Below are 24,330 nucleotides of genomic sequence, written 5' to 3'. Positions count from 1 at the left end.
GACCAGACCTGTCATTCAATTGTCTTGAAGGCCTGAATAACAGCGTTTTTGGCAGAACATGACGCGGTTTACCCTCAGAAGACTTGACCACATCCCCGCCCAATCTCCATATGGTCCCCCTTATTTTGTGTGAATGACCAAAGTTGGCCCGTCCCATGTCCGACAAGTCCGATACGACCTTCAAAGAACAGCAGGATCGCTACCGCGATACTGTGTTCCTGCCGCGCACCGGCTTCCCCATGCGGGGTGGCCTGCCGAAGCGTGAGCCCGAGACGCTTGCCCGCTGGGCGGCTATGGATCTGGACGGGAAAATCCGTGAGGAAGGGAAGGGACGCCCGGTCTTCACGCTGCACGACGGCCCTCCGTATGCCAACGGGCACATTCACATTGGTCATGCGCTGAACAAGGTGATGAAAGACGTCATCAACCGTGCGCATCGCATGTCCGGTTTCGAAGTCCGCTATCAGCCGGGATGGGACTGTCATGGTCTGCCGATCGAATGGCGGATCGAGGAACAGTATCGCAAGGCTGGCAAGGACAAGGATCAGGTTCCCCTGCTCCAGTTCCGTGCAGAGTGTCGCCAGTATGCCGCCGAGTGGGTGAGCAAGCAGGCAGAAGACTTCAAACGCATTGGTGTTCAGGCCGAGTGGGCCAATCGTTACGTCACGATGGACTACAGCTCTGAAGCCAAAATCGTTGGAGAAATCGGCAAGTTCCTGCTGAATGGCGGTCTGTATCGGGGCCTCCGCCCTGTTATGTGGAGCCCCGTCGAGAAGACCGCGCTGGCCGAAGCCGAGATCGAATACCACGACGTTGATTCTACCACGATCTTCGTTGCCTTCCCGATCATCAAGGACCCGACGCCAGGTGACGCCCTTGATGGCGTCTCAGCCGTTATCTGGACCACAACGCCGTGGACCATTCCAGCCAACCGCGCGCTCGCTTACGGTCCGGACATCACCTACGTGGTTCTGCGTGCTGATGAGATCACGGAAGCCAGCGTTGTGCCGCAGGGCGCGCGCCTGCTGATCGCGGAAGACCGTGTTGAGGCCTTCTGCGCCGAAACCGGTATCAGCGCGCACCACATTCTTTACACGCTGCCCGGCAGCGCGCTGGAAGGCGCTATTGCCGCTCATCCGCTGCGTGGTCGTGGTTACGAATATGACGTGCCGATGCTTCCGGGCGATTTCGTCACGACAGATGCTGGTACGGGCCTTGTTCACATGGCGCCGTCTCATGGTCAGGATGACTTTATCGTCTGCCGCCAGTTCGGCATTGAAGTGCCAGAACTGGTGCAGGATGACGGTCGCTACGCGTCATGGGTTCCGCATCTCGAAGGCATCCATGTTTTCAAAGCGGCTGACCCGGTCTGCGATCTGCTGACGGAAGCCCGCCAGGCTGGTGAACATGATGACGCACCAGCGACCGGTCTTATGGCGCGTAGCAAGATCCGTCATTCCTATCCGCATTCCTGGCGTTCCAAAGCCCCGATCATCTTCCGCGCCACACCTCAATGGTTCATCGCGATGGATGGGGAAACGAAGCTGCGTGAGAAGGCTCTCAAGGCGCTTGATCCTGTCACCTTCGTGCCTGAGGCTGCCCGTCGCCGCCTGACATCCATGGTCGAGCAGCGTCCGGACTGGTGCATCTCCCGTCAGCGCGCCTGGGGCGTGCCGATTGCCGTTTTCGTCGAGAAGCGAAGCGGTGAAGTCCTGCGTGATGCAGACGTCATGGACCGGATCGTCAAGGCTTTCCACGAAAAGGGTGCGGACGTCTGGTACGACACAGACCCGGCTGTTTTCCTTGGTCCAAACCGTGACCCGGCAGACTACGAACAGGTCTTCGATATTGTGGACGTGTGGTTTGAATCCGGCTCCACGCATCAGTTCGTTCTGGGGCAGGAAGGCCTGAATTTCCCGGCAGACGTTTATCTGGAAGGCTCTGATCAGCATCGCGGGTGGTTCCAGTCGTCCCTGCTGGAAAGCGTCGGTACACGCGGCGTCGCCCCCTATAAAGCCCTTGTGACGAACGGCTTCGTGCTGGACGAACAGGGCCGCAAGATGTCCAAGTCGCTCGGGAACGTCATTGCCCCGGCAGACGTCACGGACTCACTGGGCGCCGACATTCTGCGCCTGTGGGTGCTGAACTCCGACACGAATGAAGATCTGCGCATCGGCAACGAGATCCTGAAGCAGCAGGGCGAACTGTACCGTCGCCTGCGCAACACCCTGCGCTGGCTGCTGGGCGCGCTGGATGGCTTTACGGAAGAAGAGGCTGTCCCCTACGCTGAAATGCCGCCGCTGGAGCAGTATATCCTGCACCGTCTCTCGGAACTGCGCGGCCTGATCAGCACGGCCGTCGAGACGCACCAGTGGGTGGGTGTCTATCCGGCCCTGCATGGTTTCTGCACGACGGATCTGTCCGCCTTCTATTTCGACATCCGTAAGGACGCGATCTACTGCGACGCTCCTTCTGATCTGACGCGCCGCGCCTCCCGCACGGTTCTGGATGCACTGCACCGTGCGCTCTGCACCTGGCTGGCACCCGTTCTGGTCTTCACAGCAGAAGAAGCTTGGAGCGCCCGTTTCGGTGAAGAGAGCAGCATCCATCTGGAGCAGTTCTTTGAGCCTGATGCCGAGTGGAACAACCCGGAACTGGGCGCCAACTGGGACGAGATCCGCGCCTACCGCCGCCTTGTCACGACCGAGCTGGAAACAGCCCGCCGTGATGGCGTCATCGGCGCCTCTCTGGAAGCCAGTGTGACGCTTCCGATCTCACAGGAAGAGGCAGCGTCTCTTACCGGAATTGACTGGGCAGAGCTGCTCATCACGTCCCACGCGGAGATCGAACTTCTTCCGGGCGAAACAGTTCACGGTGGCCCGGAAGTCGAGCGTGCGCCGGGTCATAAATGTGCCCGTTGCTGGAAGGTGCTTCCGGATGTGGGTGAAAACGCCGAGCATCCGGCTCTGTGCCGTCGCTGCGTCAGTGTGGTGAGTGCCTGATGTCCCTTTGGCAGGAAGGTATGAGCCGTATGGGGCGGCTGGTTCTCGGGCTCGCCCTGCTGGTTCTGGTCCTCGTTCTGGATCAGGCCAGCAAGGACTGGATTCTCTACGGTTATAATCTGCCCGAGAAAGGGTCCGTCCAGATCCTCCCATTCCTGAACTTCACTATGGTCTGGAACCATGCTGTGACGTTTGGAATGTTTGGTGGTCTGGGCAGCAAAGGGCCTCTGGTCTTCTGCACGGTCTCGCTGCTGGCTGTCTGCCTGCTGGTCTGGACCATGACAAAGACGCGCCGAACACTGGTTGCCGGCGCCTGCGGGGCCATCGCAGGTGGGGCCATCGGTAACGTCATTGACCGCCTGCGGTACGGCGCTGTTGTAGATTTTCTCCATGCTCATGCCTTCGGCTGGTCATGGTATGTCTTCAACATTGCCGATGCCGGGATTGTGTGCGGAGTGGCCGTCTGGCTGATCGACTCTCTTCTTGCTGAACGTAACAGCCAGCCGCAGTGAGCAAGGGGAGCTTGCCCCCACGCTGCGTGGACTGTAGGACTATCCCATCATGATCGCGTCCCAGGGTCCCTCAATGCGCCGTAACCGTCTTCCAGTTGCCCGTCTCAGCGTACAGATGGGTGCAATTGCTTCATTCGGCCTGATGCTGTCTGGTTGCTCAGGCAGCGATCTGGAGCGGGCCTTCGGCATGGAACGCTACATGCCAGACGAGTACACCGTCACGACGCGTGCTCCGCTGTCCATGCCGCCTACAGAGAAGATGCAGCTTCCTGGCGCTGCCGACGCGCACCGTCCGGACGAGAGCCCGCGGATGCAGGCTCTTGAAACGCTATCTCCGGATGCAGCCCTTCACCCATTCAACGGTGAAAACAGCAGCGGCCAGTCCGCGCTGGTTGGCCAGGTGGATAAGGCTTCGGGTGCTCCCAACAATGCCGAACTTGGTGCTGCCGATGCTGGCTTCGTTGATAACCTGATGTTCTGGAAGGGCGGCCAGGCTGGCTCCGTGGTCGACGGGGACGCTGAAAACCGCCGTATTCGTGAGAACTCTGCTCTGGGGCGTAACCCTGCAACAGGCGCTACCCCGACCGTTAAGAAAAAGAGCGGTCACTTTCTGGGCGTGCTGTAAACAGCACTCTCCCTGCCTTCAGGATTGTGAGTCACCATCCTGTCTGAGAAAAATTCCCTTGTACGCCCGGTCATCCGTCGGCTTTCAGGTCATGTTGTTGATCTGATTGCGGCGGGTGAGGTGATTGAACGCCCGGCTGCGGCTCTGAAAGAGCTTGTCGAGAACGCGATTGATGCTGGCGCCACACGCCTTGTGGTCGCCCTTCGCGCTGGCGGCACAGATCGTATTGATGTCACGGACAATGGTTGCGGCATGACGCCGGAAGAGCTGGACATGGCTGTCCAGCGCCATTGCACATCCAAATTGCAGGACGAACGTCTCGTTCAGATCCGCACGCTTGGTTTCCGTGGAGAAGCCCTGCCATCCATTGGGGCAAGCGCGCGCCTTTCCATTACATCCCGAACAGCCGAATCTGACACAGCCTGGTGCATTCGTGTCGATGGAGGCGTCATTACGCCGCCACACCCATCGTCCGGTCCGGTGGGCACGCGGATTGTCGTTACGGATCTCTTCTTCGCTACCCCTGCGCGACGCAAATTTCTTAAAAGCCCGCGTGTTGAAAACAGTCATGCCGAATCGGTCATGCGGCGGCTGGCTCTGAGCGCGCCGCATTGCGCCATGCGCGTCACACTGGACGACAAGGTCCTGTTTGACCTGCCCGAACAGAGCCCCATCGCCCGGACGGCAACGGTTCTGGAGACAACACCCGACACGCTGATCCCGCTTGATGAACAGCGCGGCCATATACGCCTGTCCGGCTTTGCATGTGGCCCTGCCAAAACCAAGGCTACCGGTTCGGGCCAGTTCATCATGGTCAATCACCGCCCGGTTACAGATCCCATGCTGCGGACAGCCATTCGTGTGGCGTATCGTCCCGTCATTGAACGTGGACGTTTTCCGGTGATGGCTCTTCATCTCAAGGTGCCTCTGGAGCGACTGGATGTGAACGTACATCCTGCCAAGACAGAACTGCGTTTTGCGGATGAAGCTGAAGTCCGTGCGCTCGTTATTGGCGGTTTGGGTCGGGCACTCGGTCACGGGTCCAGTGGCGGAGGCGGAATCCACGCCAGCTTTGGGTCACGTCCAGCACGTCCCTCAATTTCCTATCCGTCGCGGCCAGACGTTCCTGTTGAACTGCCCTCTTTCAAAGATTTCCGGGCAGAGCCAGCAGCATCGTTGCCCTTAAGTGTGTCAAAGGGAGCGCCATTCGCTCCCGATCGATCGGGCTTTGCTGAGCAGGAGGCCGGTTTTGCGCCGGCTGCGCGTGCGCCCCAACCTGTCCCAGAGCATCTTGACGCCTCTTTTCCGCTTGGCGCTTCGGTGGCTCAGGTCTTTGACACATATATTATTGCCGTTGCCCCTGATGGGGATCTGGTTCTCGTGGATCAGCATGCGGCTCATGAGCGTCTGACCCATGAGCGTCTGAGAGAACAGTATGCCAGCGGGACTCTACGGTCTCAGGCGCTCCTGCTGCCTGAAGTCGTGGATCTGCCCCGGCGGGATGCTGAGGCTCTACTGGCACGGTCTGAAGATCTGTCCAGATTGGGGATAGACCTCGAATCCTTTGGTGCAGGGAGCGTGCTGCTCCGATCAGTCCCCGCCCTTCTCGGCACAAAGGACGTTCAGGGCCTTCTGCGGGATGTGGCGGACGAACTCGCCAATGATCCGGATCTGGATGCTGGCAATACGGATAGTTTTTCCAATCGTCTGGATGCCATTCTGGCCCGGATGGCCTGTCATGGAAGCATTCGCGCGGGCCGACGCCTGAAACCGGAAGAAATGGATGCCCTTTTGCGGGAAATGGAGCGTACTCCGCGCGCCAATACCTGTTCGCACGGCCGTCCAACCTGGTTAAAACTGACGCGTAGCGAGATCGAGCGTCTTTTCGGGCGTATTAAATAGTCGCCCGATTGTGATCCCATTGCTTGATCTGAGGCATGGACGGCGCGCTCTTGCGGGTGTGTCTGTAAGCCTGTCGCTGAACAGGCGTAAATTTTGGAACCATGGAGTCCGCTGGCTGCGCTTTGAAGGTAGCAACGCCAGAAACGTTGAAGGAAGAATACAGACATGCCGGCCAGCTCCAGCGGGAACACGGTTTTCCTTGATGCCCTTCGTTCGGTCGTTGGCCGTCGTCATGTTCTGACCAAGCCCAACGCGACTTATCGCTTCCGTAAAGGATACCGGTTTGGGCTCGGCGATGTGCTGGCCGTTCTACAGCCAGGAAACCTTGTTGAACTGTGGAAAGCTGCCAAGCTCTGTGCTGAAAGTGGCAAGATCATCATCATGCAGGCCGCTAACACTGGCCTGACCGGTGGCTCTACACCAGACGGCAATGACTACGACCGCGAGATCGTCATCATCAGCACGAACCGGTTGGATGGCATCCACCTGATCGGTGAGGGGCGGCAGGTTGTTTGTCTTCCTGGCTCGACCCTACATGATCTGGAAGAGAAGCTCGCCAAGATTGGCCGCGAGCCCCACTCGGTTATTGGCTCATCCTGTATCGGTGCCTCCGTTCTTGGCGGTGTGAGTAACAATTCCGGTGGCGCTCTGGTCCAGCGCGGGCCTGCTTTCACGGAAATGGCCCTGTTCGGTCAGATGGGGGCAGATGGGAAACTCCATCTCGTCAACCATCTCGGAATCCGCCTCGCGGGTGATCCGGAGCAGATTCTCTCCGCCGTCCAGGCTGGGCAGCTTCCGGATAGCGCTATCGACTGGAACGCGGGCCGCGGCCATGACGCTGGTTACGCCCAGCATGTGCGGGACGTGGATGCTGAAACGCCTGCACGCTTTAATGCGGACCCCAACCGCTGGCACGAAGCCGCTGGATGCGCGGGAAAGCTGGTTGTGTTTGCCGTTCGCCTCGACACCTTCAAGGCCAATAAGAATCCAGCAGTATTCTACATCGGGACCAACAGCACGCAGGATCTGGAAGACTTGCGTCGTCATATCCTCACAAGCTTCGATGAGTTGCCAATCGCCGGAGAATATATCCATCGCGACGCGTTCAATATTGCCGAGGTGTATGGCAAGGACACGACGGCCATCATTCGCTACATGGGCACACGGTTCCTGCCCACGTTCTTCGGTCTGAAATCCCGGTTCGATATTGCCGTACAGCGCATCCCAGGCATTTCAGGCCGCCTGAGTGACCTGTTGCTTCAGGCATTCAGCAAGATCATTCCCAAGCAGCTTCCGGCACGCATGTGTGATTTCCGGGATCGTTTCGAGCATCATCTCATGCTCAAGGTATCGGCGGAGCTTGCAGCGCCCGTCAAAGCGTATCTTGAAGACTGGCACTCAAAAACGTCTGGCGATTTCTTTGCCTGCACCCCGGAAGAAGGCAAGCTGGCCTTCCTTCATCGCTTTGCCGCAGCCGGAGCGGCCATCCGTTACCGTGCCGTTCATTCAAAGACGGCAGAAGACATTGTTGCTCTTGATGTGGCGCTGCGCCGCAATGACCGGGAGTGGTTTGAAACCCTGCCGAAAGAGATTGAAGACAAGATTATCGTCAAACTCTACTACGGCCACTTTTTCTGCCACGTGATGCATCAGGATTACGTGGTGAAAAAGGGTTACAACGCCATGGCCGTGGAGCACTCCATGCTGCCAGGTTTGGAAGCCCGGGGCGCCCGTTATCCTGCCGAGCATAACGTTGGTCATCTTTATGATGCGCCGGAAGAGATGATCGAACACTATCGCAGTCTGGACCCATGCAACTGCTTCAATCCGGGTATTGGCAAAGCCACCAAACGCCGGAACTGGGTCGCTGAAAGCGTCTGATTATCCTTTGCCCGGAAAGTCAGTGCAGAGTGGCTTTCCGGGCTGTGAGAACGTTGCCGAGAGACGCAACAACGATGCACAGAACGCCTGCCCATCGCGTGATCGACAGCGCTTCGCCCAGAAAGATCCAGCCTGAAACGGCGCCGAGCATGGGCTCCATGCTCAGCAGAATTCCAAGATCTTTCGGCCGAAGTCGACGCATGGCCATCATGTCGAGGATATAAGGCACGGCCGAGGAAAGAACGGCTACGCTGAGGGCCGCTCCACCCTGCCACGGATGCGTGATGACGGTGGGAATTGTGGGAATCAGGCAGGGGAGAAGAAAAATCCCCGCCGTCGCCATACCCAGTGTTGTCGCTTGCCCCGCATCCAGGATCTTCCCCATGCGTGTGCCTGTGAGGATGTACACGATCCACCCGCAGCCACTCAGGAGTGCTGCACAGACTCCGAATATATCCAGGGCATGGGCAGATCCGGCCACGGCTGCCGTCTCTGGGCGTAGCAGCAGATACAGTCCGGAAATCACAAAGAGTACCCAGCACAGGTCGAGCCAGCGACGTGATCCAGCAAGTGCGAGCGTTAGCGGGCCCGTGAATTCAAGTGCAACCACGATTCCCAATGGCAGGCGAACCAGCGCCACATAGAAGCAGAAGTTCATGACCGCGACAGACGCGCCATAAGGCAGCAACAGCTTCAGGGCTGCTGGTGTCAGAGTCATGCGAGTCGGGCGCCAGATGGCCAGCAGAATGAGTGCGGCCATGCAGACACGCAGCCCCACCATCCCGGTTGGCCCAAAGAGCGGAAAAAGCCCCTTCGCCAGAGTGGCGCCGATCTGGAAGGAGGATATCCCCCCGATCAGTAGCCCTACCGCCTTGAGTTGTCCGTATTTTTCAACAGGCTGCACACCAGTGGTCACGTTCAGACGTCAAGATCTTCGACGGAACGGGCATGCTCCTGAATGAAGCGGAATCGGAGTTCCGGCTTGCGCCCCATGAGGCTTTCCACGCGTTCACTTGTCAGCGCGCGATCTTCAGGAAGAGCGACCACTCGCAGAAGCGTCCGGCGTGCAGGGTCCATCGTCGTCTGCTTGAGGTCCTTCACAGGCATCTCGCCCAGACCCTTGAATCGGGACACCTCAACCTTCGCATTGGACTTGAAGTCCGCCTTGATGCGCTTGTCACGGTCCTGATCGTTCATCGCATAGACCGTCTTTGCCCCATGCGTCAGGCGATACAGCGGCGGCTGAGCCAGATGCAGATGCCCATGCCGGATCAGTTCCGGCATTTCGCGATAGAAGAACGTCATCAGAAGGGAGGCGATATGCGCACCGTCGACGTCAGCGTCTGTCATGATGATGACGCGGCCATAGCGCAGGCGGCTGATGTCGAAAGACGACCCCAGACCGCAGCCAAGAGCTTCCGTCAGGTCACGGAGTTCCTGATTTCCGCGGAGCTTGTCGGCGGTGGCGGAGGCGACGTTCAGAATCTTGCCGCGTAGTGGCAGAACAGCCTGCGTTTCCCGGTCACGTGCCTGGCGCGCAGAGCCACCGGCCGATTCGCCCTCGACCAGAAACAGTTCGGTCTCGGAGGCGTTCTCGCGGGTGCAGTCTGTCAGCTTGCCGGGAAGGCGCAGTTTGCGGGTCGCGCTTTTTCGCGCCGTTTCCTTGACTTCACGACGGCGCAAACGCTCTTCAGCGCGCTCCACCATGAATGCCAGAAGATTATCGGCCTGCTGCGGGTTCCCGCCGAGCCAATGGTCGATTCGGTCACGCAGGGCGCCTTCTACAAGACGCGAGGCTTCCTGATTGGTCAGTTTGTCCTTGGTCTGACCCTGAAACTGCGGGTCACGAATAAAGACAGAAAGCTTGGCCGCAACGGCGCCAAGAACATCTTCAGCCGTAATCGCTGCTGCGCGTTTGACCTTGCGTTGGTCCCCCCAGGAACGGAAACCCTTAACCAGAGCGGCTCGGAAGCCCGCTTCATGCGTGCCGCCCTGCGGCGTGGGAATCGTGTTGCAGTAGGAGGTGAGTGTGGATGTGCCAGCTTCCAGAAACGCGACAGCCCATTCCACTTTGCCACCTGTCCGGCCGTCGGCTGCCAGAGGAAGCTCAGCTTCTCCGGCCCAAAGTGGCGTCAACAGATCAGGGTTGGCACCGAGTTCTGCCGTCAGGGCATCTTCCAGACCGTTCGGAAACTGGATCGTGGCTTCGACTGGTGTTTCGTCGCCAGCCTTGATCAGCTCCGGATCACATTTCCACTGAATGATGACGCCACGGAACAGGGCGGCCTTGGAGCAGCAGAGCCGGTATAGGCGGGATGCGGAAAAATGAAGATTCCCGAAGATTTCCGGATCAGGCGAAAAGCGAACCGTGGTGCCTCGGCGATTGGGAGCCTTGCCGACTTCGGCTAACGGGCCAAGCGGCACACCACGGGAGAAATCCTGCCGATAAAGTACCCGGTCCCGGGCGACTTCCACTTCAAGCTTGTCGGAAAGCGCGTTGACAACCGAACTGCCGACACCATGTAGGCCGCCAGACGTATCATACGCCTTGCCAGAGAATTTTCCGCCCGCATGAAGCGTCGTGAAGATCACTTCCAGCGCGGATTTATCCGGGAATTTGGGGTGAGGGTCCGTTGGGATGCCACGGCCGTTATCGCGCACCATGAGTGTCCGTGGGCCTTCCAATCGCATTTCGATGCTACTGGCATGGCCGGCTACGGCTTCATCCATGGCGTTATCGAGAATTTCGGAGGCAAGGTGATGATAGGCGTTATCATCCGTGCCACCGATATACATTCCAGGGCGACGACGAACAGGCTCCAGTCCTTCAAGGACCTCGATATCCTGTGCGCCATAATCCGTGTTGACGGCGCCTTTGCGGCCGCCAGTCGCCTTGGTATTTCCTGCTTTGCCTGACTCGAACAGATCGCTCATGTCTGCGTTGTCGCCGCCCCAGTCCGGAACGTCAAGAGAACGCTTCCGGATGGAACAGAACGACTGACTTTTGGCAGCAGATCAGGCGCGGTGCGTGCGACGCGTCGTGGTGCTTTTGGTTGTGCCATGGCGCGGACGACGGTCAACCGTGGCAGGTGCTGCACAGCTCTCATAGGACGCAGGCTGGGCGACATCTTTGGCTTCGGCGTAGTGAGCCAGGTCGGAACCTGTTTCAAGTGCATCAATCTCATCGAACATGGCTGTGCGCTGTTCACAGAAGACTGTGCCGGACTTCAGGCCGCCAAGGGACTGCACATCAGCCAGCTGCGTGATGTAATCATCGTGAGCTGCCTGAGCGCGGCGGCCGTATGTGGTGCGGAAATAGCCATCAAGGCGCTTTTCCGCGTCCAGAAGGGACGGGCGGAACTTGGCAACGAACGCGTTGTAGCGATCCTGCGACTTGCAGGAGAGAGCCGTTACCATCAGTTCGGACTTCAGGCCCGCGACGTCAAAAGCTTCATGAGCCGGGGAGTTGCCGCACTCAGCTGCGAAAGCTGGCGTGGCATGAGCGGCAAACAGTGTTGTGCACGCCAGGCCAGCACCAGCCAGACGGACGAAGGAACGACGGAAAAACGAAGGCATCGACAAACTCCACAAGGCCGGGACTGATGGCCGGAAACAGACAGACAGCATAATCCGGGCTTGCGGCCCGCGGAAAGATGAATCCGCATGTGAGAAACGTGCGGCAAGCTCTTTACCTGCAACATAATTTCGTGGCGGAAAATGGGCGTTCGCGTTCTCAATTGTAATTTATCGCGCCGACCGCAGAAAAAGCCCTGAAAGTGCGCTTAAGGGAGACGGACAGGCTTTCACCCCGCCTCGTCCTGTTCTACATGCGAACGTCTATCTTGTCGCGGGAAGCGCGGCATTAAGTCTGTCACGAGCGTTGGAGTTGACCGTGCGCCTGCGAGGTTCCGTCATTACCCTGGGATCGGCCTTTGCCTTTTCCCTGCTTCTTTCCGGCTGCGCACAGCAGGCGATCGTTCAACGCTCTGTGACGCCGAACCCCTTCGGCTACCAGAAGGTTTCTGCAGTCTGCCACGTCTCGCCGGTTACAACCGCCGCTGATGGCACGATGAACGTGGACATGACCGTTCGCAGTGACGATGGCCTCTGCGCGATCTCCGTGCAGAAATCCTTCGGCAGCAGCTATTCCTCCTTCGGTGTGAATCCTGCGCCGTCACACGGCAAGGCTTTCCTCTACAACTACGATGGCCACACCTACGTGAACTATACCCCTGCAACGGCCTATGCTGGCGCAGACACGTTCACGGCGGAACTGATCCCAGGTGGTGGCAAGAAGCGCGAACACCTCGTTGTACACATCACTGTGGACGCGACCGGCGTTGTTGTTGCCAAGCCTGCTGTTACGGCACCGACGCCGAAGGCTGCTACAACCACCACGAAAAAGAAGACAGCTACGCGTCAGACGACACGTCGCAAGCACTGAAGCTCTTTAGCTTCGTGACGAAAAAGGCGGGGTTTATCCCCGCTTTTTTTGTATCGTTTTTACCAGATCAGACATGAAAAAAGCCGGCACCCAGTCAAGGGCGCCGACTTTCAAGGCCGTTTAAACAGTAAGGCTAAACCTTACTTGAAATCGATTTCAACGCGGCGGTTCTGAGGCTCACGAGCATTCGGGCCTGTCGGGACGAGGGGGTGAGCCTCGCCAAAGCCCTGTGTTGAAATGAGGCCAGCTGCCACACCGTCACGGATCAGCTCAGCCTTCACACTTTCGGCGCGACGGTTGGAGAGGCCGAGATTGTAGGCCTGACCGCGTGCACCTGGCTGGGCAGCGGACGTGTCCGTATATCCGCTGACTTCAATATGCGTGACCTGGGTCGAAGTGGAATTCTTGGCAGCTTCAGCAACCACAGACTTCGCACGTTCGCTCAGAGCAGCCGAATCCCAGTCAAAGAAGACCAGATACGTGCGTGTCGGGGCTGGCGCGGGCGCAGCAATCACTGCTGGAGCTGGTGGTGCAGGCGGCGGAGCCGGGTTGAATTCGTAACGCAGGCCTAGGAGCAGCGAGTGATTGAAGTTCGTGCGGGTATCGCGGTTGCCCGTGGAAGAGCCATAAGCCTGCTTCTGATCCCAGCCGCCGTAAACGCCTGTCGCCGTAGCGTGATGACCGTTAGGCCCAAGCAGGGAGTAGAAACGGTATTCTGTCGTGGCGGAGAGACCAACCACCCAGGGAACAGGGAACGACAACCCGAAAATGCCCTGATAGGCGAAGTTTCCTGCCGTACCCGTGACGTGCTGGTCGAATGCACCGCTAGGCGCATGAACATAGGTGTTCATGGACTGCCAGCCGTAGCCTACGCCTGCGCCGAAATACGGATAAACCCAGGACTGGCCGATATCCATGTCGAACAGGGCATTTGCCATCACGCCGTAGCTCTGCTGGCGACCACCAACAGACGACGGGAATAGGCTGCTCTTGAACTGCTGGAGACGATTGTTGCGGTAATTTCCCTCAACCTCGACCCGGAACCCGTTTCCGAGGCCCCAGCCAACGCTGCCGAGTCCCGTGACGCCTGCCTGATAATGGTCACGGCCGCTCGGGAAGACAGGAGAAAGACGGACTGTCTGATCCTGGTTGAAGCTCGCGCCGCCAGACCCGGAAACGTACAGTCCCCTGACCGGCTGCGCCTCTGCGGCCCCCATGACCAGCATCGAAACGCCTGCAGTGAGCCCGGCCCGGGCAAGCCAGGTCCTGAAAACGGATCGCTGCATCATGTCATTTCTCTCCAACCAACCCAATTTGAAAGTCTTCTTGCCGAAACTACAGGCGATGGCAACGCGCCGAACCCTTTAATGGGTGATGCGAAAGTTTCACAATGGGCATGTTCGTCGCCCAGTGTGTCCTCCCTCCCACAGTTCAGTGCATCACGTCCAGATCTGCGCGACGCGAACCGAGTGTTCGTTCCAGCGGCGTGGCCACATTCCGGACTTCCAGTTCAATGACCCAGAGGTCCGGATCATAACGACGCTGGCGTTCCAGATAGTCTTCCAGTCCGGCAGCACCTTCGACGTCGGCCCGAATCCAGTCAGAACCATTTTCACGGAGGAGGGCGACATTGTTGTCGCGGTCCCTGAGAACGATCAGGACGGCTCCGGCATCCTCATCACCCTTTTTCAGGACCATGGCGGACGTGCCGTCGGAAGAAATCCGTCGCATCACGGCGCGCACCCAGAGACCTGTTTTTAAACGTGCACCCATGAAAGTTCCGTCCATATCCTGAAAAGTTAGTGCAGAGGTGCGGTATTTTCGTCTGGGACAGCTTCAAGTGCTGCCTTGTAGGCCGAAGCAGAAGATAGCATGAATCTTGCCGTGTCCATGTCTGCGTCTGTCCCGATCGCTGCCGGGCAATGACGTCGAATGTCCAGAATTCGGGCAACAGGAACGGGGTAGCGCGCTGCCCGAGCCATCTGAACAGCGCCTGCCTGCGGGGCATTCCCGTTTTTCAGGGCGTCAAGCTGGGCATGCAGGTCATCGCTCCCCCGGGAGGTGCAAACCTGTGGCATGACGCCCAGACCTTGAATGGGCCAACCCAGCGGGGCCTGATTTCGGCTCCATGTCACGAACAGTTCGCCGCCATTGGGCATCTGGCCAATCACCTGAACCAGGCCCTTGCCCAAGGTCTCGCTGCCAATGACGACGGCGCGGCGATGATCGGCCAAGGCGGCGGCAAGAATTTCCGCTGCACTTGCTGTGCGGCCATCCACGAGAATGACAATTGGCGCTCCACTTGTCATGTCGCCGCCTTGAACGGCCCAGATGTGATTGGCCTGAGGATCGCGGCCATGCGTCGTGACTGCTACGCCATGATCGAGGAACAGGGCGGCAGCCGTAACAGCCTGTTGAAGAACGCCGCCACGATCCCCGCGCAGATCAATGATAATCCCCGCAGGGCGCTTTGCTTTGCCTGCTGCCTGCGTGGCACCAGGGCCATCGGGTGTATCATCTTCCACCACCTGATCGAGATACTGGCTGATTTCCTCAGCCGTCTGGGTCGAAAAGGAAGAGATCCTCAGAAGCGTGTAGGCATCCACCGTAGATGCAAAAACAGTCTCGGGCGGGACCTGCGCTCTCATCAGCTTCAAGGTCGCCGGACGTTTCCCCTTGGAGGCCAGGGCCAGAGATACGGCTGTGCGCTCATCGCCGTCCAGCCAGCTCTGGACTGTATCAGGAGACTGTCCGTGCGTAGATTTTCCATTCACCGACACCAGACGCTGTCCCATGTCCACCCCAGCCTCCCAGGCCGGTCCATTGGCATTAACAGCCGTCACAACAATCGAATGACCTTTTTGTCCCAGTGTCAGGCCTACAGTGCCGCTTTGGCCGGTACGGCGTGTTCGGTCCGCAACCGCCGGGGTCGGTCCCAGATACCGTGAATACGGGTCCATGTGGTTGAACAGTTCATCAAAGAACCCTTGCAGCAGGGCATCATCACCTGCCTCCCGGATCGTGGATGAGTGGGACCAGGCAGCGTCCATGGCGGCAGTTACAAGATCGGCCCATCCGGTTCGGCTGGTATCAGCGGGGAGGGGATGCTTGAAGAAAGCCTTCTGCCCCCGCGTGATTGTCACGGTTTCAGGAATATGCTGACCGTCACGATCCTCAGCAGGGTTCGTTGTCACGATAATTGTGGGATCAATCGCCGTTAGCCCATCCAGTCCCCAGATACAGAATTCCCTCGCGGAATGGGCATCAAGGGTTCGTGGCGCCAGAAACCCAAGGGCGGCGACAAGAACGTCCCTAGTCATTCCACCAGCAAAGGCCGGAGCGGCTTCAGGTGCTGTAGGTGTGCTGCTTGATGGCGTGGCCTGCGTCTGGGCAAGAGCAGGCTGGACACTTCCTCCCAGCGCCAGTGTGAGAAGGCTGAGGATAAGAACCGGGCGGCACGCCGTCTCGCGAATATGCGACAGAAACAGGATCATGGGACGTGCGGCATGGCGCAAAGAGGGGTCCTTGAGGAGAGGCGGAAAGAAGGAAGTGGTTACCCCATCCATCTTTTGACCACGCCACAAACTTCGGCCCCGGTAAAGACACACCAATGACATTGTTGGAAGGAGTGCAACCAGGTCACACCCCCTCCAGAGTAACGCTTCAGGCTTCCGAGGAAGAGTCTGCTGCCGTTTTCCGCTTTTTCGTTGCGGATCCGGCTGTTTTCCGCGCCGTCGAAGTTTTTGTTGTGGCGCGGGTCGTCTTTTTCTTTGGAGCTTCTTCGCCAGAAGTTGCATCCACATCCGAAGTTTTTTTGCTTTTTGCCGTTTTGGCAGGAGCCTTCTTCGCAGTGGTCTTCTTGGCGCCCCCCTTCAGAGGTTTGCCCTTCTCAGCCAGGAGTGCCACCGCAGCGTCGAGCGTGATGTCATTCATGTCCTGATCTTTGGGCAGATTGGCAATCAACTGGCCATGCTGCGCATACGGACCAAAACGACCCTTGCGGATCATGACCGGCTCACCGTCCTTGGGATGCGCTCCCAGGTTACGGATGGAGGCGAGCTTCTTCGCCAGGCTGTCGACTGCCCGGTTCAGCCCAACCGTCAGGACGTCATCGTCCTTGTCCAGCGTGCCGTAGATCGCACCCATCTTCACATAGGGCCCAAACCGTCCAAGGCCGGCTTCGATCTTTTCCCCTGTTTCCGGATGCATCCCAACCAGGCGGGGCAGGGACAGAAGTCCCAGAGCCTGTTCCATGGTCATGGTATTGCCGTCCAGACCCTTGGGGATGGTTGTACGTTTGGGCTTGGCCTTCTTGTCTTCCGGGTTAGGTTCCCCCTGCTGGACGTATAGTCCATAGGGCCCACGACGAATGGTGATGTCCTCACCGGTGTCCGGATGCTGGCCCAGAACCTTGATGCCGTCCTTGAGGCCCTCATCCGCACCGTCATCAGCGACCAGACGTCGCGTAAACTGGCAGGTCGGATAGTTGGAGCAGCCGATGAAGGCGCCAAACTTGCCAAGACGCAGACCCAGACGGCCTGTGCCGCAAGATGTGCAGACCCGTGGATCAGTACCGTCGTCCTTGGGCGGGAAGAAGTGATCGCCCAGATCTTCATCTAGAGCGTCAATGACGTCCGAGATTTTCAGATCTTTTGTCTGATCTACGGCTGCCGAGAAGTCATGCCAGAAGGCTGCCATGACATCGTGCCAGTCAGCCCGCCCACCGGAAATGTCATCCAACTGTTCTTCAAGAGACGCTGTGAAGCCAGTATCGACATAACGCTCGAAAAAGGACGTCAGGAATGCTGTGACAAGGCGTCCTCGGTCTTCCGGCAGGAAGCGCTTGGCTTCCAGTCGAACGTAGTTACGGTCCCGCAGAACGCCCAGAACAGAGGCATAGGTGGAAGGACGACCGATGCCGATTTCTTCCATTTTCTTGACCAGAGACGCTTCGGAATAGCGCGGCGGCGGCTGGGTGAAGTGCTGTTCAGCATCAACAGCCGTCGTCGCGACGCGGTCCCCTTCCTTCATGGCAGGAAGCAGCTTGCCGTCGTCGTCTTCCGCCTTCGAATCATCCTTGCCTTCGATGTAAAGCTTCAGGAAGCCGTCGAAGGCAATCGTCGAACCCGTTGCCCGAAGCAGTGTTTGTCCGCTGGCATCCGCCAGGGTAACTGCAACCTGATCAAGCTCGGCAGACTGCATCTGTGACGCAACCGCGCGCTTCCAGACCAGTTCATACAGCCGCCGCTGTTCAGGAGACAGCGCATGAGCGACGTGTTGAGGTGTGCGGAACACATCCGTGGGGCGCACGGCTTCATGCGCTTCCTGCGCGTTCTTGGCTTTGGTCGAATAGGCACGCGGATAATCCGGCACGTACTCGTCCCCAAACGCCTTGCCGATATGCCCGCGAATCGCACCAATTGCCTCTTTGGCCATCGTGACGCCATCGGTTCGCATATAGGTGATCAGACCGATCGTCTCACCACCGAGATCCACGCCCTCATAAAGCTGCTGGGCCGTGCGCATCGTTGTCTGCGCGCTCATGCCAAGCTTGCGGGAGGCTTCCTGCTGAAGCGTAGAGGTCGTGAATGGCGGCGGTGGGTTGCGCTTTGTCCGTTTGCGCTCGACAGAGCGAACGGTGAACTGACCGGCCTGTACGATGTCACGAGCCTCAAAGGCCAGCTGTTCGTTATTGAGATCGAACTGGTCGAGTTTGTCACCACGCAGATGGGTGAGGCGCGCCTGAAAAGCGGCTTTCGCCGGAGTATTGAACCCACCAGTAACGGTCCAGTATTCCTTCGGCTTGAAAACCTCGATCTCGGCTTCACGCTCGCAAATGAGGCGGAGTGCTACGGACTGCACGCGGCCGGCACTCTTGCTGCCCGGCAGCTTGCGCCAAAGCACTGGCGACAGCGTAAAGCCCACCAGATAGTCCAGCGCACGACGGGCCAGATAAGCGTCAATCAGAGGCTGATCCAACTCACGCGGGCCAGCCATCGCAGCAGTGACGGCAGATTTCGTAATTTCGTTGAAGGTGACGCGATGAACGTCGATTCCCTTCAGAAGCTTTTTTTCTTCAAGGACACTGCGCACATGCCATGAGATCGCTTCACCTTCGCGATCCGGGTCAGTGGCCAGATAGAGGTTCTTTGCTCCCTTGAGAGCCTTGGCAATGGCCGCAATCTGTTTGGCGCCCCGGTCGTCCGTCTGCCAGCTCATGGCAAAGTTCTCGTCCGGGCGTACGCTCCCGTCCTTGGGCGGCAGATCCCGCACATGGCCGAAGGAAGCAAGAACGGTAAACCCGCTTCCCAGATACTTGTTGATCGTCTTGGCCTTTGATGGGCTCTCGACTACCACAACGTCTGTCATTGCCACTCCGGTCTTCCGCGTCACTTCCTGTTCGGCTGTAACGCCACGCGCCCGCCGGGCACGAACTCCACGACACCCCCAAGCTCAAGCTCGGTCAGTGTCGACAGTACTGCCGAAACGGAGAACTGGCAGCGGCGCATCACCTCGTCAACTGTTACCGGTGTCATGGAGAGAAGCGGAAGCACCTCAGACAGTACAAGATCGGGGTCTTCCCAGTGATCCTCCGTACTCACATTCCATGCTGTGTAAGGTTCTGAAAAGCCTTGCAAAATACCAGGTTGGTGCGACTGCTTTACCCATGGAGGTGAAAGGGGAGCCGGGAGCTCGGAAGGGAGGCAAGAAAGAATATCCTGCACATTTTCCGTGAGCGTCGCTCCGCGCCTTAAAAGCTCATTGCCGCCGCGAGACCGGGGATCGAGTGGCGAGCCGGGAACGGCATAGAGTTCCCTGTCGTATGAGATCGCCAGACTGGCCGTAATCAGCGTTCCGGAATGCAGTGCGGCTTCCACAACAACGCATCCGAGAGAGATCCCGGCAATCAGCCGATTGCGGCGAGGAAAGTGCCGCGCCTGGGGAACGGTACCCAATGGCGCCTCTGTCACCAGGCACCCGCGTTCGGCAATACTGGCCTGCAACTTTGCATTTTCTGGCGGGTACACGTGATCCAGCCCTCCAGCGACAGCCGCCGCCGTCAGGCCGGGATAAAGGGCTGCCTCATGAGCAGCCGAATCGATCCCACGAGCCAGACCTGAAACAACACAGATTTTCGAGTTTGCTAGCTCGGCAGAGAGGCTCTCGGCCATGCGAATGCCCGCAGCAGAAGCATTGCGTGCTCCCACAATGCCGACAGAGCGCAGAGAGAGTTTAGCTGGATCTCCCTGAACAAAGAGCACAGGTGGAGCGTCTTTGATGAAGGACAGCATCAGGGGATAATTGGCGTCTCCCCGGATCAAAACGTTTCCACCCATTTTCCGGAGGGTTTCAACTTCATCGGCCATCTGGTTAGCCGATGGAATAACCGGAAGATCCAGACGGCCAGCCTGACGCATCCGTTCAGGAAGTGCGGAAAGAGCCGCAGTCGGGCTGCCATATTGGCAAAGCAGTCTGGAAAAATTGATCGGACCCACGCCCGGCGTGCGAGCAAGACGCATCGCGTCGAGTCGCTCTTGATCAGACAACCGGAACGATGGAGTAGAAAACGTCGTCATGTTTTCGCTCCTATCCGAATTTCATTAACAGTTGCTTAAAATCAGGATGATTTTGTCTTGGCGTTCACCTGAGGTTCGTTGCCCGTCAGCAGGCGGACTATATTGCTATAGTGTCGCACCCAAATCAGGAGGGCGATGAGAAAAGTCGCGACAGGAATGGGAGAACTGGCACCCCGGCCCAGCACGACAACCATCAAAATCGGCGCGACAAGAAATGCTGAAAGCGCTCCAGCCGACGAAATCCGGCTTATCCGCGCTACGGCGAGCCAGACAACGCAGCACGCCACACCAACAGGCCAACACAAAATCCAGATTGTCCCGAGTCCCGTGGCAACGCCCTTGCCGCCCCTGAATCCCAGCCAGACGGGGAAACAGTGCCCGACCACCACCGAGACTGCCGCTACGGCCATGGCGAGTGACGGCGGGCCACCACCGAACCGAAGCGCCAGAAAAACTGCCAGCGCCCCTTTGAGAGCATCCAGAAGAAGGGTGGCGGCGGCCAAGCCCTTGCGACCAGTCCGCAGGACATTGGTGGCGCCGATATTACCGGAACCAATCTGGCGAATGTCTCCGCCGCCGCCGAGAGCCGTTAAAATCAGCCCGAACGGGATGCTCCCGATAACATACGCGACTGTGGCGACAAGCAGAAGGTTGGGATGTGACAGCGTCATGCCAAGCCCTCAGCCGTGAAGACCTCGCGGCCTCGTCGGAAGGTCCGCAGGACTCGTCCTGTCAGCTTCTGACCATCAAATGGCGTATTTTGGGCCCGGCCCGGTAGTTCGCCAGCCGTCACTTCCCAAACAGCATCAGGGTCGAACAGGCAGAGATCGGCATCCTGACCAATTGCCAGTGTTCCCGCCGAAATGCCCAGAAGAGCGGCAGGAGCACAGGTGACAAGACGCAGGGCATCCATCAGAGGCAGCCCTGCGCCCAGTGTCACACCCAAAAGCGTGACAAGACCTGTCCCACCTGCACGCGCCTGCGCGAATGGAAGACGTTTGTCGTCCGCATCTGCCGGGGCGTGATCAGATGCCACGGCATCAATCGTACCATCAGCAAGGGCCGCACAAACTGCTGCCCTGTCTGATTCTGCACGCAGCGGTGGAGAGAATTTCGCGTAGGTACGGAAGTCCCCAATGTCTTCTTCCGTCATGGCGAAATAAGGGGGCGCTGTGTCACATGTTACTTTGACGCCACGTGTTTTGGCTGTTCGGATCAGATCCAGCCCTTCGGCCGTAGAGACGTGCGCGAAATGCAGTCTCGCCCCAGTCATCTCGGCCAAACGAAGATCGCGGGCAATCATGATCGCCTCAGCCGCGGCCGGAACCTGCGGTAGACCCAAACGGACCGCCAGCGCACTTGCCGTCGCGCAGGCGCCCTTGGCGAGCGAAGGCTCTTCCGGGTGCTGCACAACCAGCGCGTCAAGGAAGCGGGAATAGGACAGCAGATTGCGCATCTGCTTGGCGTCTGTGATGGCACGCGTGCCATCCGTGAACGCCACGGCGCCTGCGTCCTGCAACAGACCCAGCTCCGCCATGTCTCCGCCCTCGCAGCCACGCGTCAGCGCGCCATAAGGGTGAATAGAGACCATACCCGTCTCTTCGCCGCGCACCTTCAGAAGATGCACCAGCGCCGGATTGTCGATTGCCGGAGACGTGTTAGGCAGAACGGCCATGGTGGTAATCCCACCCGCTACGGCAGCCCGCGCACCTGACTTGACGCTTTCACGATACTCAAAGCCCGGTTCACCCAAGGCAACACGCATATCCACCAGCCCGGGGCACAGAACTGCACCCTGACCATCAATCACGCGCGCGCCTTCTGGCGTCTCGGGGCTGTCGATAGCGGCGATGCGGCCGTCTTCAACCGTCAGGCGTCCGATGCCATCTCGGCCAGATGCTGGATCAACGAGGCGGACATTTTTAAAAACAGTACTTGTCATGACGGCATCCGTGCGCGTGACAGGCGATCAAGAACGGCCATACGCACCGCCACACCCATTTCCACCTGTTCGGCAATCACGCTCTGGTCTGAATCCGCTACATCAGAGGCAATCTCGACACCTCGGTTCATGGGGCCAGGATGCATGACCAGCGCGCCCGGGTTAGCCAGTGCCAGACGGCGGCTATCCAGACCGAAAAAGCGGAAATATTCGCGCGAACTTGGTACAAGACCAGCGCCCATGCGCTCTTTCTGAAGCCGCAGAGACATGACGACGTCTGCGCCTTTCAGGGCCTCGTCCATGTCCGAATATAGCGTGACGTTCCCAAGCTCTGCCATGGCGGACGGTAGAAGCGTTGGCGGTCCAACCAGGCGGATCGTATTTCCCATTGCGGTCAGAAGGTGAATATTGGATCGCGCGACCCGGCTGTGACCCACATCTCCGCAGATCGCAATGGTCAGACCTTCCAGACGCCCGAAATGACGACGGATGGTCAGAGCATCCAATAAAGCCTGAGTTGGATGTTCATGCGTGCCATCGCCAGCATTCACCACACTGGCTTCGACCTTCTGGGACAGCAGGGCAGGCGCACCGGACTGGCCATGACGCACGACAAGCAGATCGCAGCGCATGGCATTCAGCGTGGATGCCGTATCCAGCAGCGTCTCGCCCTTGTTTACCGAGCTGGTCGCGACCGTCATGTTAATGACGTCTGCGCCAAGGCGTTTGCCTGCCAGTTCGAAACTGGTGCGAGTACGGGTGCTGTCCTCAAAGAACAGATTGATGACTGTCCGGCCCCGCAGCGCATCACGTGGTGCGGAACGGGAGCGGCTCAGGAGTGCATAGCTCTCCGCCAGATCGAGGAACGGAGCAATTTGCCCCGTTGTTAGCCCCTCGATTCCCAGCAGATGCCGGGGGACGGATGGCCGCTCAGGCACTGAGCACACTCGCAATGCGGGCCAGAACCTCGTCACGGCCAAGAGCGGCCAGCGTCAGGTCGATGCCCGGAGACGTGGTGGATCCGGTCATGGCAGCACGTAGCGGCTGGGCCACAGAGCCGAGCTTTAGTTCGTTCTTCTCGGCATAGGCGCGGAGGGCACCGTCGATGGCTTCCGCTGTGAAATCCGGCAGAGCTGCCAGATCATGTCCGACGCCTTCAAGAACCTTGCGACCGTTCTCGTCCAGCAACTTCTCAGCCTTGGGCGTAAAGGTCAGCGGAAGTGTGAAGCCTGCGAAGGCTGCGTTATCCGTTAGCTCGACCAGCGTCTTGGCGCGTTCCTTGAGGCCGGACATCATGGCCAGAATACGGGCACGCGTGCGGTCATCAGCAACAACGCCTTCACGGCCTTGCAGACGCTCCAGAACGTCGTTTGTGAGACGCTCATCGTCAGTCTGACGCATCCAGACACCATTGAGGTGTGCCAGCTTCACATAATCCATACGGGACGGGGAACGACCGACGCCATCCAGATCGAACAGCTTGATCTGCTCTTCACGGGACAGAACCTCAGCATCACCATGGCCCCAGCCCAGACGAAGCAGGTAGTTGCACAGGGCTTCCGGCAGATAGCCTTCCTCGCGGAAGTCCACGACGGACTGCGCGCCGTGACGCTTGGACAGCTTGGCGCCATCCGGACCGTGAATGAGCGGCAGATGGGCGAAGTGCGGGAGATCCCAGCCCATCGCGCGATAGATCATGGCCTGACGGAACGTGTTCGTCAGATGGTCATCACCGCGCATGACATGGGTGATCTCCATGTCATGGTCATCACAGACCACGGCGTGCAGGTAGGTCGGCGTACCGTCGGAACGCAGGATGATCAGGTCATCCATTTCCACGTTCGCAACGCGGACTTCGCCCTGTACCAGATCCTTGATGACGGTCTCGCCCTCACGCGGTGCCTTCAGGCGAATCACATAAGGCGCACCTTCCGGCGCTTCGGACGGATCACGGTCACGCCAGGTGCCGTCGTAACGGGGCGGACGCTTCTCGGCCATGGCCTTCTCGCGCATGGCCGTCAGTTCTTCTGGCGTGCAATAGCACTTGTAGGCTTCGCCTTTGGCCAGAAGTTCAAGAGCGACTTCCGTATGGCGGTCCTGACGGGCTGACTGGAAAACGGGCTCGGCATCGGCCGTAATTCCCATCCAGGCAAGGCCGTCAAAGATGACGTCCACGGCACGTTGTGTGGAACGTTCCTTGTCAGTGTCCTCAATCCGCAACAGGAATTCGCCACCGTGATGGCGTGCGAAGAGGAAATTGAACAGAGCAGCCCTGGCATTACCAACATGCAGCAGGCCCGTAGGGGAGGGTGCAAAGCGCGTACGGATGGTCATGCGGCTCTCATATCATGGTCATGCGGCACGGGCCATCCGCATCGTTCGACCATAAATTGTGTCACTCTTTTGCAATGTGTTGCCTTTAAGTGTCACAAGGCCGTTACATGA

The 24,330-nt window shown here is 58.7% G+C and carries 18 protein-coding genes; 6 read left to right on the top strand and 12 right to left on the bottom strand.

Annotated features, from left to right (window positions below; genetic code table 11):
* Window positions 1-155: 155 nt before the first annotated feature.
* The 5 genes from ileS to dld all read left to right on the top strand — a co-directional run bounded on the left by ileS (window position 156) and on the right by dld (window position 7,922).
* Window positions 156-3,002: an isoleucine--tRNA ligase gene (ileS, locus tag R5H23_RS13575; RefSeq protein WP_064274245.1), complete on the top strand. Its 2,847-nt coding sequence runs from the start codon at window positions 156-158 to the stop codon at window positions 3,000-3,002.
* Window positions 3,002-3,514, top strand: a complete 513-nt coding sequence (gene lspA / locus R5H23_RS13570) for a signal peptidase II (protein WP_080951423.1) — start codon at window positions 3,002-3,004, stop codon at window positions 3,512-3,514. The genes ileS and lspA overlap by 1 nt, the downstream gene beginning before the upstream one ends.
* 49 nt (window positions 3,515-3,563) lie before the next feature.
* Window positions 3,564-4,139, top strand: coding sequence for a DUF3035 domain-containing protein (locus tag R5H23_RS13565; protein WP_064274244.1), 576 nt, complete (start codon window positions 3,564-3,566; stop codon window positions 4,137-4,139).
* Between the two features lie 39 nt (window positions 4,140-4,178).
* On the top strand, window positions 4,179-6,041 hold the full coding sequence (gene mutL / locus R5H23_RS13560; RefSeq protein WP_317215797.1) for a DNA mismatch repair endonuclease MutL: 1,863 nt from the start codon (window positions 4,179-4,181) through the stop codon (window positions 6,039-6,041).
* 165 nt (window positions 6,042-6,206) lie between these two features.
* The gene (gene dld / locus R5H23_RS13555; protein ID WP_317215756.1) at window positions 6,207-7,922 is read left to right on the top strand and encodes a D-lactate dehydrogenase; all 1,716 of its coding nucleotides are present in this window, start codon (window positions 6,207-6,209) and stop codon (window positions 7,920-7,922) included.
* A 19-nt stretch (window positions 7,923-7,941) separates the two neighbouring features.
* On the opposite strand, the gene R5H23_RS13550 is transcribed toward dld, so the two are convergent.
* The 3 genes from R5H23_RS13550 to R5H23_RS13540 form a co-directional block, all read right to left on the bottom strand.
* A complete protein-coding gene (locus R5H23_RS13550; RefSeq protein WP_046900260.1) occupies window positions 7,942-8,838 on the bottom strand; it encodes a DMT family transporter in 897 nt (298 codons plus the stop codon).
* Between the two features lie 2 nt (window positions 8,839-8,840).
* Entirely contained in the window at window positions 8,841-10,856 is a 2,016-nt protein-coding gene (gene parE / locus R5H23_RS13545) for a DNA topoisomerase IV subunit B (protein WP_046900259.1), read from the bottom strand.
* Between the two features lie 81 nt (window positions 10,857-10,937).
* Complete coding sequence (locus R5H23_RS13540; RefSeq protein ID WP_249203008.1) at window positions 10,938-11,498, bottom strand: hypothetical protein; 561 nt, start codon at window positions 11,496-11,498, stop codon at window positions 10,938-10,940.
* A gap of 316 nt (window positions 11,499-11,814) precedes the next feature.
* Here R5H23_RS13540 and R5H23_RS13535 point away from each other — a divergent pair, with 316 nt between their 5' ends.
* The gene (locus R5H23_RS13535; RefSeq protein ID WP_046900929.1) at window positions 11,815-12,366 is read left to right on the top strand and encodes a hypothetical protein; all 552 of its coding nucleotides are present in this window, start codon (window positions 11,815-11,817) and stop codon (window positions 12,364-12,366) included.
* Window positions 12,367-12,506: 140 nt separating this feature from the next.
* Here R5H23_RS13535 and R5H23_RS13530 read toward each other — a convergent pair whose 3' ends face one another.
* The 9 genes from R5H23_RS13530 to gltX form a co-directional block, all read right to left on the bottom strand.
* A complete protein-coding gene (locus R5H23_RS13530; protein WP_099213312.1) occupies window positions 12,507-13,655 on the bottom strand; it encodes an OmpA family protein in 1,149 nt (382 codons plus the stop codon).
* 142 nt (window positions 13,656-13,797) lie between these two features.
* On the bottom strand, window positions 13,798-14,139 hold the full coding sequence (locus tag R5H23_RS13525) for a DUF1491 family protein (protein WP_317215755.1): 342 nt from the start codon (window positions 14,137-14,139) through the stop codon (window positions 13,798-13,800).
* Window positions 14,140-14,165: 26 nt separating this feature from the next.
* The gene (locus R5H23_RS13520; RefSeq protein ID WP_408874358.1) at window positions 14,166-15,860 is read right to left on the bottom strand and encodes a S41 family peptidase; all 1,695 of its coding nucleotides are present in this window, start codon (window positions 15,858-15,860) and stop codon (window positions 14,166-14,168) included.
* 169 nt (window positions 15,861-16,029) lie between these two features.
* Window positions 16,030-18,735, bottom strand: coding sequence for a type I DNA topoisomerase (topA, locus tag R5H23_RS13515; protein WP_317215753.1), 2,706 nt, complete (start codon window positions 18,733-18,735; stop codon window positions 16,030-16,032).
* 20 nt (window positions 18,736-18,755) lie between these two features.
* Entirely contained in the window at window positions 18,756-19,943 is a 1,188-nt protein-coding gene (gene dprA / locus R5H23_RS13510) for a DNA-processing protein DprA (protein ID WP_317215752.1), read from the bottom strand.
* A gap of 41 nt (window positions 19,944-19,984) precedes the next feature.
* The gene (gene plsY, locus R5H23_RS13505; RefSeq protein WP_317215751.1) at window positions 19,985-20,614 is read right to left on the bottom strand and encodes a glycerol-3-phosphate 1-O-acyltransferase PlsY; all 630 of its coding nucleotides are present in this window, start codon (window positions 20,612-20,614) and stop codon (window positions 19,985-19,987) included.
* Window positions 20,611-21,885 (bottom strand): dihydroorotase, encoded by a 1,275-nt coding sequence (locus R5H23_RS13500; RefSeq protein ID WP_317215750.1) that lies wholly within the window; start codon window positions 21,883-21,885, stop codon window positions 20,611-20,613. The genes plsY and R5H23_RS13500 overlap by 4 nt, the downstream gene beginning before the upstream one ends.
* A complete protein-coding gene (locus R5H23_RS13495) occupies window positions 21,882-22,823 on the bottom strand; it encodes an aspartate carbamoyltransferase catalytic subunit (protein WP_317215748.1) in 942 nt (313 codons plus the stop codon). Before R5H23_RS13495 ends, R5H23_RS13500 begins: the two co-directional genes overlap by 4 nt.
* Entirely contained in the window at window positions 22,816-24,219 is a 1,404-nt protein-coding gene (gene gltX / locus R5H23_RS13490) for a glutamate--tRNA ligase (protein ID WP_317215747.1), read from the bottom strand. The genes R5H23_RS13495 and gltX overlap by 8 nt, the downstream gene beginning before the upstream one ends.
* Window positions 24,220-24,330: the final 111 nt, after the last annotated feature.

This window comes from Gluconobacter sp. GP1 (assembly GCF_032913585.1).
GTDB classification, from domain to species: Bacteria; Pseudomonadota; Alphaproteobacteria; order Acetobacterales; family Acetobacteraceae; genus Gluconobacter; species Gluconobacter cerinus.
This window is presented reverse-complemented; position numbering and strand designations above follow the sequence as displayed.